Below are 12,148 nucleotides of genomic sequence, written 5' to 3'. Positions count from 1 at the left end.
GGGGAATTCATCTTGGTGAATGTGATAATTAATTTCAGGGAAAAATTTTATGCTTATTTTAACTCGTCGTGTTGGTGAAACCTTGATGGTTGGTGATGAGGTTTCTGTTACTGTATTAGGTGTTAAAGGAAATCAGGTTCGTATTGGTATCAATGCACCTAAAGACGTTTCTGTACATCGTGAAGAGATTTATCTTCGTATTCAACAGGAACAAGATGGACAAGACACTGCGGAATAATTTTTTTAAAAAAATTTCCAAAAAGTCTTTACATGTTTTTTAGGCAGTATATACTACGCCGCACTTGTTTGGAGAGTTGGCCGAGTGGCCGAAGGCGCTCCCCTGCTAAGGGAGTATGGGGTGAAACTCATCGAGGGTTCGAATCCCTCACTCTCCGCCATTCAAGTATGTCTTTTAAGAACTATCCTTCTTAATAAAAAAAGACATCGTGATATGTGATTATGCACCCGTAGCTCAGCTGGATAGAGTACTCGGCTACGAACCGAGCGGTCAGAGGTTCGAATCCTCTCGGGTGCACCATCCATAAAAGCTTTTAGATTCTTCTTTAAGTGTTGCAAAGAAATTATAGTGAGCACCCGTAGCTCAGCTGGATAGAGTACTCGGCTACGAACCGAGCGGTCAGAGGTTCGAATCCTCTCGGGTGCACCATTTCTAAAACACATTCCAAATTGTTTCTTCAAAAGTATTTCATTTCTTAATGTTATTGAGCACCCGTAGCTCAGCTGGATAGAGTACTCGGCTACGAACCGAGCGGTCAGAGGTTCGAATCCTCTCGGGTGCACCATTTACTACCTCTCAATTCTTGCTTTACCCTTTCAGAACTATTTCTATGTTTCTTAGAAACTCAATGACGCTATTGCTTCTTCTTAGAGTTGTTAGGTTGTCTCTTATGCTTGCATGCTCAAATCGTAAATGACCGCACCATTGCTTTAATCTTCCTAGAGTGGCAACTTCGTCGTATTTTTCTTGTAGTTTCATTGTGTAGATGGAGAAGAGGTTAAATAGCTCATGTTCTTGCTTGTTTCTAGTCTCCCCACTTAGCTCAGCTAATATATCTTGAAATACAAAGGGGTTATTCAAAGACCCTCTACCAATCATAAAGTGGCTGCATCCCGAAATAGATTGGCACTTTAATAGTGATGTTACGTCTGTGATGTCTCCATTGGCGACGACTAACATTTTTGTTCTATCTTGGATTTCGCCTATTTTTTCCCATCGAGCTGGTGGCTTATAGCCGTCTTTTTTTGTTCTGCCATGCACGGTTAGTTTGTTCGTTCCAGCCGCTTCTATCGCGGCAACATTATCAAAAAGTAAGGCTTCATCTTCATAGCCTAAGCGTATTTTTGCTGAGACAGGTATGTTTTCGGGTAATTCGTTTCGAATGGTCTTCATAATTGTGTGAAGCGTATTTGGGTCTTGTAGTAAGACAGAGCCGCCTCCATGACCGTTTACCCTTTTTGCTGGGCAGCCAAAGTTAATGTCGATATGAGTTGCGCCAGCTTCAATCGCATTGATCGCACTTTCAGCCATAAGCTCCGCATTGCTACCAAGCAGTTGAGTGTGTACTGGATGTTGGTATGCAGTTTGGGCGTTGTTTCTATTTTCTGGTACTAGGTGTTGGAATGTGCTGGTGGGAATTGGGTACTGAGTGACTCTCACAAACTCTGATACAAGGTAGTTCATGCCTCCGATACTTGAAAGTAGTTCGCGCATGGTGTGATCCATTACGCCTTCCATAGGTGCGACGGCAAGAGTGACTGGATTGTTCTGTACTAATTTATTCAAAATAAGGGTGCTTTCTACTGAATTGTTCACGAAATAAGTATAACTGTTATGCAAAAAAATATGAAACTGTTCTGGTTTGTGGTAAAAAACTACCCATTAAAAAGAAACTATTCTATTTGGGGTGCATCTGATCATATTCGATCGGCACAAACAAGATAATAGCAAGGGTATTGATGTTATGAACGGGTTGCTCGGAGATGGCTTTGGGTTAATGGTATTGGGGATGGGCTTTGTCTTTCTCTTCCTGTGTATATTAATCGTTGCGACGGGTTTTATGTCTCGTCTACTGAACCAATTTTTTCCAGATGTTTCTGTCGCTGCGCCAAGCGCGAAGCCAGTTGCTGCACCTGCAGCAGGTAGTGTTGATCCGAAGATTGCGGAAGCAATTACGGCAGCAGTTCACCACCATAGAAACAATAAGAATTCTTAAACTACTAACTATCCAGATTTTTTGAGGCTGAAACATGACAACCACTAAGCAACCTCTTGGCATTACAGATGTCGTTTTGCGTGATGCTCATCAATCTTTGTTTGCTACACGCATGCGAATTGATGACATGCTTCCCATTGCTGAAAAGCTTGATAAAGTTGGCTTCTGGTCACTTGAGTCATGGGGTGGTGCAACATTCGATTCTTGTATTCGATTCATTGGTGAAGATCCATGGGAGCGTATTCGTGAATTGAAAAAAGCGATGCCAAACACGCCTCAGCAAATGCTGCTTCGTGGTCAGAACTTATTAGGTTACCGTCATTATGCTGATGATGTTGTAAATAAGTTTGTTGAGCGTGCTGCTTTTAATGGCGTAGATGTCTTCCGTATTTTTGATGCGATGAATGATCCTCGTAACTTAGAAACAGCGATTAAAGCGGTTAAGCAACAAGGTAAGCATGCTCAAGGCACGATTTCTTATACTAAGAGCCGAGTTCATACGACCCAAAATTGGGTAGATTATGCGAAAACGCTAGAAGATATGGGTGCTGACTCTATTGCTATTAAGGATATGTCTGGCATTTTGACTCCTTATGATGCGTTTGAGCTAGTTAGTCTTTTAAAAGCGCAAACAGACTTAGAGGTTCAATTGCATGCTCACGCAACTTCTGGATTGTCCGATATGACGATTCTTAAGGCGGCTGAAGCGGGAGTTGATCGTGTTGATACAGCCATCTCTTCTATGTCTATGACATACGGTCATAGTGCAACAGAATCTGTCGTTGCTGCTTTGCAAGGAACGGATCGTGATACAGGACTGGATTTAACTCAGCTTGAAGAAATTGCTTCTTACTTCCGTGAGGTAAGAAAAAAATACGCTAAATTCGAGGGTTCTTTACGCGGAACAGATTCTCGCATTCTTATCGCTCAGGTTCCTGGTGGAATGTTGACGAACATGGAGAGTCAATTAAAAGAGCAAGGCGCAGCGGATAAGTTTGATGATGTGCTTAAAGAAATTCCTAAAGTGCGTGAAGACCTTGGTCTGATACCACTTGTAACGCCGACATCTCAGATTGTAGGTACGCAAGCTGTATTGAACGTATTAACAGGTGAGCGTTACAAGTCTATCTCTAAAGAAACGGCTGGTATTTTAAAAGGCGAATATGGTGCGGCGCCTGCTGAATTTAATGCGGAGCTTCAAGCGCGTGTGCTTGATGGTGCTGAAGCTATTACATGTCGTCCAGCTGATTTGTTGTCTCCAGAAATGGATAAGCTAACAGAAGAGTTGGTTGGTTTGTCTAGCGAGAAGGGAATTCAGCTAGCTAATGACCAAATTGATGATGTCTTAACATATGCGCTATTCCCTCAGATTGGTCTTAAATTCCTTCAGAATCGTGGTGACGCTAGTGCGTTTGAACCAGCACCTGTTGCGGAGTCGATTGTAGATTCTTCTAGTGTGGCTAATTCTTCTCCTGGTGGTGAAGGTGTTTACACTGTTTCTGTTTCTGGTGAAGAGTATGTTGTTCAAGTGACAGAGGGTGGTGTTGTTGGCGCTATCCAACCTGCAGGTTCAGCATCGGCCTCAGTTGCAGCGCCTGTTGCTCCAGTAGCATCTTCTGGTGAAGCGGTTCCATCTCCACTTGCAGGTAATATTTTCAAAGTGCTTGTTTCTCCTGGTCAGCAAGTTGAAGAAGGTGAAACGGTTATGATTTTAGAAGCTATGAAAATGGAAACTGAAATCTCAGCCCCTAAATCTGGTGTGGTTGGTTCCATTAATGTGAAAGAAGGTGACTCTGTACAAGTTGGTCACACGCTTCTTACTTTGTAATCTAGGAAAACTTAGAAATGGAAAATAAGCTACTAAATTTGCTTCATGATACTGGCTTTTACCAGCTTGAGCTGGGTCAGTTTGTGATGATGTGCGTTGGCCTTTTGCTTGTCTTTTTGGCTATTAAAAAGGGCTTTGAGCCATTATTGTTATTACCAATCGGTATTGGTGCTGTGATGGTGAATATTCCGGGTGCAGGTTTTATGGCCGCACCTGTTTATGATGCGACTGGACATTTAGTCTCGCCGGGTGGTCTTCAGTACTATATCTATCATGGTGGTATCGAAACTGGGTTGTTCCCATTGCTCATTTTTATGGGTGTTGGTGCTATGACGGACTTCGGCCCTATGTTGGCTAATCCTAAAACGCTTCTTTTAGGTGCCGCAGCTCAGTTCGGTATCTTCGCAACGGTCATTGGTGCTGTGGTTCTAGGTGCGGCTGGAATTATGGATTTCACCTTAGCGGATGCGGCAGCGATTGGTATTATCGGTGGTGCTGATGGTCCTACGGCGATCTTTGTTGCGAGTCGATTGGCTCCTGACTTGCTTGGTGCTATTGCTGTTGCTGCTTACTCTTACATGGCTTTGGTTCCATTGATTCAGCCGCCAATCATGAGAGCACTTACCTCTAAAGAAGAGCGTGCTATCAAGATGGTTCAACTTAGAGAAGTCTCTAAGAAAGAGAAAATCATCTTTCCTATTGTGGTGATTTTTCTAGCGGCTATGTTCTTACCGAGTGCGGCGCCATTGTTGGGTATGTTTTGCTTTGGTAACTTGATGAAAGAATGTGGTGTTGTTGATCGCTTAAGTGATACAGCTCAAAATGCTCTTATCAACATAGTTACTATTTTCTTGGGTTTGGGTGTGGGTTCGAAGCTTAGTTCTGAAGATTTCTTAAATGTTGAGACATTGGGTATTCTAGGTCTAGGTTTAGTGGCTTTCTCTATTGGTACCGCTTCAGGTGTTATCATGGCTAAGATCATGAATAAATACTCAGCTGAAGATATCAACCCTCTAATAGGTGCGGCTGGTGTGTCGGCGGTTCCTATGGCGGCACGAGTGGCGAACAAAGTTGGTCTTGAAGCGAACAAACAAAACTTCTTGTTAATGCATGCTATGGGGCCAAATGTTGCAGGCGTAATTGGATCTGCAGTTGCTGCTGGTGTGATGCTAAGTTACGTTGGTGGTTAAGCATTAGTTTTTAGTTTGCAGATAAAAGCCCTGTCGCTGAAAAGTGATGGGGCTTTTTTATGTCTATTTGATGTGAAGTGAGATGTTGTTTGGTTGTTATGTGATCAGTTTATGGTTGTTTTGATGTTTTATTGATCAGAAAATACTTCTTTATCATTTAATTAAAAGAATTGTCAGAAAAGGGTTGCACAAAATCTGTAGATCCTTAATATACGCCCTCGCTGACACGGACAGGGCTTAGCATCTTAATTAGGTTTAAGAGGTTTGGCGGCTTAAGTGTAACGGCAACGCTCTTTAAAATAGATAATCAGATAATTTGTGTGGGCGCTCGCTGGAGACTTCAGAAGATTGGCTGCTGACTTTTAGTTAGTAAGTTGATCAAAAAAATTGAAGTCTTACGAGACGTCAAACACGTCAATTCGCTTTATAAGTAAATTGTTAGTGTTTCGATACTTGAGTAAGCAAACTTTTTAACTGAAGAGTTTGATCATGGCTCAGATTGAACGCTGGCGGCAGGCTTAACACATGCAAGTCGAGCGGAAACGATGATAGCTTGCTATCAGGCGTCGAGCGGCGGACGGGTGAGTAACGCGTAGGAATCTGCCTAGTAGAGGGGGACAACATGTGGAAACGCATGCTAATACCGCATACGCCCTACGGGGGAAAGGAGGGGACTTTTCGGAGCCTTCCGCTATTAGATGAGCCTGCGTGAGATTAGCTAGTTGGTGGGGTAAAGGCTCACCAAGGCGACGATCTCTAACTGGTCTGAGAGGATGACCAGTCACACTGGGACTGAGACACGGCCCAGACTCCTACGGGAGGCAGCAGTGGGGAATATTGGACAATGGGCGCAAGCCTGATCCAGCCATGCCGCGTGTGTGAAGAAGGCCTTAGGGTTGTAAAGCACTTTCAGGAGTGAGGAAGGGCATTTGGTTAATACCCAAATGTTTTGACGTTAGCTCCAGAAGAAGCACCGGCTAACTCTGTGCCAGCAGCCGCGGTAATACAGAGGGTGCAAGCGTTAATCGGAATTACTGGGCGTAAAGCGCGCGTAGGTGGTTTGTTAAGTCTGATGTGAAATCCCAGGGCTCAACCTTGGAATGGCACCGGATACTGGCAGGCTAGAGTACGGTAGAGGAGTGTGGAATTTCCTGTGTAGCGGTGAAATGCGTAGATATAGGAAGGAACATCAGTGGCGAAGGCGACACTCTGGACTGATACTGACACTGAGGTGCGAAAGCGTGGGGAGCAAACAGGATTAGATACCCTGGTAGTCCACGCCGTAAACGATGTCTACTAGCCGTTGGGTTGTAATGACTTAGTGGCGCAGCTAACGCAATAAGTAGACCGCCTGGGGAGTACGGCCGCAAGGTTAAAACTCAAATGAATTGACGGGGGCCCGCACAAGCGGTGGAGCATGTGGTTTAATTCGAAGCAACGCGAAGAACCTTACCTACTCTTGACATCCATAGAACTTAGCAGAGATGCTTTGGTGCCTTCGGGAACTATGAGACAGGTGCTGCATGGCTGTCGTCAGCTCGTGTTGTGAAATGTTGGGTTAAGTCCCGTAACGAGCGCAACCCTTATCCTTACTTGCTAGCAGGTTATGCTGAGAACTTTAAGGAGACTGCCGGTGACAAACCGGAGGAAGGTGGGGACGACGTCAAGTCATCATGGCCCTTACGAGTAGGGCTACACACGTGCTACAATGGCGTATACAAAGGGCTGCGAGCTAGCGATAGTGAGCGAATCCCATAAAGTACGTCGTAGTCCGGATTGGAGTCTGCAACTCGACTCCATGAAGTCGGAATCGCTAGTAATCGTAGATCAGAATGCTACGGTGAATACGTTCCCGGGCCTTGTACACACCGCCCGTCACACCATGGGAGTTGATTGCTCCAGAAGTAGCTAGCTTAACCTTCGGGATGGCGGTTACCACGGAGTGGTCAATGACTGGGGTGAAGTCGTAACAAGGTAGCCCTAGGGGAACCTGGGGCTGGATCACCTCCTTAAACGATAGAAGCTCTGGTGAGCGTTCACACAAATTATCTGATACCTATCTTAAGACGTTAGAACAGAGTTCTAAGCAAGATGTTGATAACTCAATGTCTGACTTAGTGCTTTGCACTAAACTTGCTCTTTAACAATTCAAATTTTGAAATAACGATGAATCAAGCGTTAAACCGGTGGAAGCTCACTTTAACCTAGTGACTTCTATTATCGTAAATCCTTAGGAGAGACAAAAGCTCCTTAGGTATGTGATCCGAAACTATTTTGGGTTATATGGTCAAGTGACCAAGCGTGCACGGTGGATGCCTTGGCAGTCAGAGGCGATGAAGGACGTGGTAATCTGCGATAAGCTCGGGGGAGTTGATAAACAAACTTTGATCCCGAGATTTCCGAATGGGGAAACCCACCCGCTTGCGGGTATCGTTAAGTGAATACATAGCTTAACGAGGCGAACCCGGGGAACTGAAACATCTAAGTACCCGGAGGAAAAGAAATCAACCGAGATTCCCTAAGTAGCGGCGAGCGAAAGGGGATTAGCCCTTAAGTTGATTTGGTGTTAGTAGAAGACTCTGGAAAGGGTCGCCATAGTGGGTGATAGCCCCGTATACGAAAACGCCATTTCAATGAAAACGAGTAGGACGGGACACGTGTTATCCTGTCTGAATATGGGGGGACCATCCTCCAAGGCTAAATACTCCTGACTGACCGATAGTGAACCAGTACCGTGAGGGAAAGGCGAAAAGAACCCCTGTGAGGGGAGTGAAATAGATCCTGAAACCGTGTACGTACAAGCAGTGGGAGCGGACTTGTTCCGTGACTGCGTACCTTTTGTATAATGGGTCAACGACTTATTTTCAGTAGCAAGGTTAAGCGATTAGCGGAGCCGTAGGGAAACCGAGTCTTAATAGGGCGTTTAGTTGCTGGGAATAGACCCGAAACCGGGCGATCTATCCATGAGCAGGTTGAAGGTTGGGTAACACTAACTGGAGGACCGAACCCACGTACGTTGAAAAGTCCGGGGATGACTTGTGGATAGGAGTGAAAGGCTAATCAAGCTCGGAGATAGCTGGTTCTCCTCGAAAGCTATTTAGGTAGCGCCTCGTATCTCACCATTGGGGGTAGAGCACTGTTTGGGCTAGGGGGTCATCCCGACTTACCAACCCCATGCAAACTCCGAATACCAATGAGTGCAATTACGGGAGACACACGGCGGGTGCTAACGTCCGTCGTGGAAAGGGAAACAACCCAGACCGTCAGCTAAGGTCCCAAAGTTACAGTTAAGTGGGAAACGATGTGGGAAGGCTTAGACAGCTAGGAGGTTGGCTTAGAAGCAGCCATCCTTTAAAGAAAGCGTAATAGCTCACTAGTCGAGTCGGCCTGCGCGGAAGATATAACGGGGCTAAACTGTACACCGAAGCTACGGATGCGTATTTATACGCATGGTAGAGGAGCGTTCTGTAAGCCGTTGAAGGTCAAGCTGTAAGGCAGGCTGGAGGTATCAGAAGTGCGAATGTTGACATGAGTAACGATAAGGGGAGTGAAAAACTCCCCCGCCGGAAGACCAAGGTTTCCTGTCCCATGTTAATCAGGGCAGGGTGAGTCGGCCCCTAAGGCGAGGCAGAAATGCGTAGTCGATGGGAAACAGGTTAATATTCCTGTACTCGTACATATTGCGATGGAGAGACGGAGAAGGCTAGGCCAGCACAGCGATGGTTGTCTGTGTTTAAGGCGGTAGGTTTGGGACTTAGGCAAATCCGGGTCCCTTTAAGACCGAGAACTGACGACGAGCCCTCTTTTGGGCGAAGTGGTTGATGCCATGCTTCCAGGAAAAACTTCTAAGCTTCAGATATGATCGAACCGTACCCCAAACCGACACAGGTGGTCAGGTAGAGAATACCAAGGCGCTTGAGAGAACTCGGGTGAAGGAACTAGGCAAAATGGTACCGTAACTTCGGGAGAAGGTACGCCGGTTAGTGTGAAGGACTTGCTCCGTAAGCATTGATCGGTCGAAGATACCAGGTGGCTGCGACTGTTTATTAAAAACACAGCACTCTGCAAACACGAAAGTGGACGTATAGGGTGTGACGCCTGCCCGGTGCTTGAAGGTTAATTGATGGGGTTAGCTTCGGCGAAGCTCTTGATCGAAGCCCAAGTAAACGGCGGCCGTAACTATAACGGTCCTAAGGTAGCGAAATTCCTTGTCGGGTAAGTTCCGACCTGCACGAATGGCGTAACGATGGCCACACTGTCTCCACCCGAGACTCAGTGAAATTGAAATCGCAGTGAAGATGCTGTGTATCCGCGGCTAGACGGAAAGACCCCGTGAACCTTTACTATAGCTTCACAGTGAACTTTGAACCTACTTGTGTAGGATAGGTGGGAGGCTTTGAAGATAGGACGCCAGTTCTATTGGAGCCAATCTTGAAATACCACCCTGGTATGTTTGAGGTTCTAACTCAGGTCCATTATCTGGATCGAGGACACTGTGTGGTGGGTAGTTTGACTGGGGCGGTCTCCTCCCAAAGAGTAACGGAGGAGCACGAAGGTGTGCTCAGCATGGTCGGAAATCATGCATAGAGTGTAAAGGCAAAAGCACGCTTAACTGCGAGACAGACACGTCGAGCAGGTACGAAAGTAGGTCTTAGTGATCCGGTGGTTCTGTATGGAAGGGCCATCGCTCAACGGATAAAAGGTACTCCGGGGATAACAGGCTGATACCGCCCAAGAGTTCACATCGACGGCGGTGTTTGGCACCTCGATGTCGGCTCATCACATCCTGGGGCTGAAGCCGGTCCCAAGGGTATGGCTGTTCGCCATTTAAAGTGGTACGCGAGCTGGGTTTAGAACGTCGTGAGACAGTTCGGTCCCTATCTGCCGTGGACGTTTGAGATTTGAGAGGAGCTGCTCCTAGTACGAGAGGACCGGAGTGGACGAACCTCTGGTGTTCCGGTTGTCACGCCAGTGGCATTGCCGGGTAGCTATGTTCGGACGGGATAACCGCTGAAAGCATCTAAGCGGGAAGCCTCCCTCAAGATAAGATCTCACTGGGACATAAGTCCCCTAAAGAGCCGTTCGAGACTAGGACGTTGATAGGTTGGGTGTGTAAGTGCTGTGAGGCATTGAGCTAACCAATACTAATTGCTCGTGAGGCTTGACCATATAACACCAAAGTGGTTTTTGGATGAGAAAGCTCATCAAAGATTACAGAGACACATTACGATAAAGTACTGAAATTGTTCCTGACAATTTTCAGCATTTCCTCCATCCATGGAGGTCGCTGGTTTAACCTTGATACACGTTATTTCAAAATGAATTGTTAAAGATCCAAGCAACGTATTCGCGTGAAAACGCAGCCGAATTGCTTGACGATCATAGAGGCGTTGAACCACCTGATCCCATCCCGAACTCAGAAGTGAAAAGCGCCATCGCCGATGGTAGTGTGGGAGATCCCATGTGAGAGTAGGTCGTCGTCAAGCTTATAATACTAAGAGCCCCACATAGCCAACGCTGTGTGGGGTTTTTTATTGCAGATATGCATGTGAGAGCAGTAAGTCGACAAGCTTATAATTAAGAAAGCCCTGATAGCTAAGCTGTCGGGGCTTTTTTTCGTTTGTAGGAAATGGAAGTCCTAATAGGGTGCAGATATAAGAACAGACCAGAAAGCAGAAAGGTGTTGAGTCACCCGATCCCACCCCGAACTCAGAAGTGACTCTTTATCCGCCGCTGGCGCTCGCCATCGCCGATGGTAGTGTGGGAGATCCTATGTGAGAGTAGGTCGTCCCGCAAAGGGGATAAGCATCGTCAAGCTTATAGTTAAGAGAGCCCTGATAGCTAAGCTGTCGGGGCTTTTTTTCGTCTGTAGGAAATGGAAGGTCTGATAGGGAACAGAGATAGGAACAGATCAGATGAGAAACAAGAGTGTCTTAGTCGTCATTTACTTGCGCCTGTTTCGTACCTCAACGCGTCTGCGTAAATAACCACTAAGATGCTCTACTAACTGACTTGTCCTGTGACTCGATGTATTAGTGCAAATAAAATTCTACAACGCTATATTTTAGTTAGTTAAGTTGGTTCGATGCGTTAGTGCAAGCTTTCATTAATAATCACCTAGCATAACAGATAGAATTCGCTGCCTTTCTTCCTGTGTAAGTGATTATCCCCAATATATTACTATGCATTAAATACTTTCTAGGCTTGGGTAAATAAGCGCAATTATGGCGATAACCTTATGGATCTGAGGTATTTAATTAGGGAGAGGAATGGATGGTACTTGTTTTATTTTATCCAGTACTACAGTTGAAGTGATACCTTTGACACTTGATAGTATGGATATGGACCCGTTTAAGAATACAGATAAAGAAGGCAAGTCTTCACTAATGACTTTCAGCCAGTAATCACTGTCCCCACTTATAGAGTAGCATTCAAGTATTTGTGGCATGTTAGCAATAGTACTTTTAAATTCTGAGTCACTGTTTTTTATGTTTTTATCTAAGGTGACATAGATAAAAGCGGTAACTTTGTAGCCTAGCTCATTGGCATTTAATTGAGTGAAGTAGGATTCGATTATGTTGTGCTGCTCTAACCTTTGGAGTCGTCGCGAACATTGAGATGGGGATAGGTTAACTTGCTCTGATAATGCGACATTAGATAATCGGGCATTTTGTTGAAGGGCTTGAAGTAATCGCCAATCATAACTGTCGAGTTCAATATGATTCATTGATGGTGCCTTATTTAACTGTATTATTGTTGTTATGCTGTTTTCAGCTAATACATTTAGGATAAGGTCTTTTATAAACTTAACAAGTTTAAAATCATTATTTTTTCCTTTTTTATGTCTTTTTCGCTTGTAGCCTCCAATATTTTGGATAATTCCTTTCATTAAACAT

At 45.3% G+C, this 12,148-nt stretch carries 6 protein-coding genes, 4 tRNA genes and 3 rRNA genes; 11 read left to right on the top strand and 2 right to left on the bottom strand.

All coding sequences use genetic code 11. From position 1 onward, the window contains the following. Positions 1–49: 49 nt before the first annotated feature. From csrA to AC0L46_RS05560, 5 genes are all read left to right on the top strand, one after another. Complete coding sequence (gene csrA / locus AC0L46_RS05580; protein ID WP_473506387.1) at positions 50–238, top strand: carbon storage regulator CsrA; 189 nt, start codon at positions 50–52, stop codon at positions 236–238. A gap of 70 nt (positions 239–308) precedes the next feature. After that, positions 309–398, top strand: a tRNA-Ser gene (locus AC0L46_RS05575). Positions 399–461: 63 nt separating this feature from the next. Further along, a tRNA-Arg gene (locus tag AC0L46_RS05570) sits at positions 462–538 on the top strand. 52 nt (positions 539–590) lie between these two features. After that, positions 591–667 (top strand) — tRNA-Arg (locus AC0L46_RS05565). Between the two features lie 59 nt (positions 668–726). Then, positions 727–803, top strand: a tRNA-Arg gene (locus AC0L46_RS05560). A 23-nt stretch (positions 804–826) separates the two neighbouring features. On the opposite strand, the gene AC0L46_RS05555 is transcribed toward AC0L46_RS05560, so the two are convergent. Further along, positions 827–1,804 carry a tRNA dihydrouridine synthase gene (locus tag AC0L46_RS05555; protein ID WP_473506385.1) on the bottom strand — a complete coding sequence of 326 codons (978 nt, stop codon included), beginning with the start codon at positions 1,802–1,804 and terminating at the stop codon, positions 827–829. Positions 1,805–1,982: 178 nt separating this feature from the next. On the opposite strand from AC0L46_RS05555, the gene AC0L46_RS05550 reads away from it, so the two are divergent. The 6 genes from AC0L46_RS05550 (at position 1,983) to rrf (ending at position 10,738) form a co-directional block, all read left to right on the top strand. Then, on the top strand, positions 1,983–2,234 hold the full coding sequence (locus AC0L46_RS05550; protein ID WP_414681448.1) for an OadG family protein: 252 nt from the start codon (positions 1,983–1,985) through the stop codon (positions 2,232–2,234). Positions 2,235–2,268: 34 nt separating this feature from the next. Then, positions 2,269–4,062 (top strand): sodium-extruding oxaloacetate decarboxylase subunit alpha, encoded by a 1,794-nt coding sequence (gene oadA, locus AC0L46_RS05545; protein WP_473506382.1) that lies wholly within the window; start codon positions 2,269–2,271, stop codon positions 4,060–4,062. A 17-nt stretch (positions 4,063–4,079) separates the two neighbouring features. Next, positions 4,080–5,252 (top strand): sodium ion-translocating decarboxylase subunit beta, encoded by a 1,173-nt coding sequence (locus tag AC0L46_RS05540; RefSeq protein WP_473506380.1) that lies wholly within the window; start codon positions 4,080–4,082, stop codon positions 5,250–5,252. Positions 5,253–5,723: 471 nt separating this feature from the next. Then, positions 5,724–7,264 (top strand): 16S ribosomal RNA (locus AC0L46_RS05535). 273 nt (positions 7,265–7,537) lie between these two features. After that, positions 7,538–10,421 (top strand): 23S ribosomal RNA (locus AC0L46_RS05530). A gap of 202 nt (positions 10,422–10,623) precedes the next feature. Continuing rightward, positions 10,624–10,738, top strand: a 5S ribosomal RNA gene (rrf, locus tag AC0L46_RS05525). Together the 16S, 23S and 5S rRNA genes form the textbook arrangement of a ribosomal RNA operon. A 767-nt stretch (positions 10,739–11,505) precedes the next feature. Here the strand turns inward: rrf and AC0L46_RS05520 are convergent. Next, entirely contained in the window at positions 11,506–12,141 is a 636-nt protein-coding gene (locus AC0L46_RS05520) for an Lrp/AsnC family transcriptional regulator (protein ID WP_414682632.1), read from the bottom strand. Positions 12,142–12,148 lie beyond the last annotated feature (7 nt).

The sequence above is a fragment of the Marinomonas sp. 15G6-16 genome (genome assembly GCF_055809555.1).
Note: the sequence above shows the minus strand (reverse complement) of the source record. Positions and strands in the feature narration are given on the sequence as shown.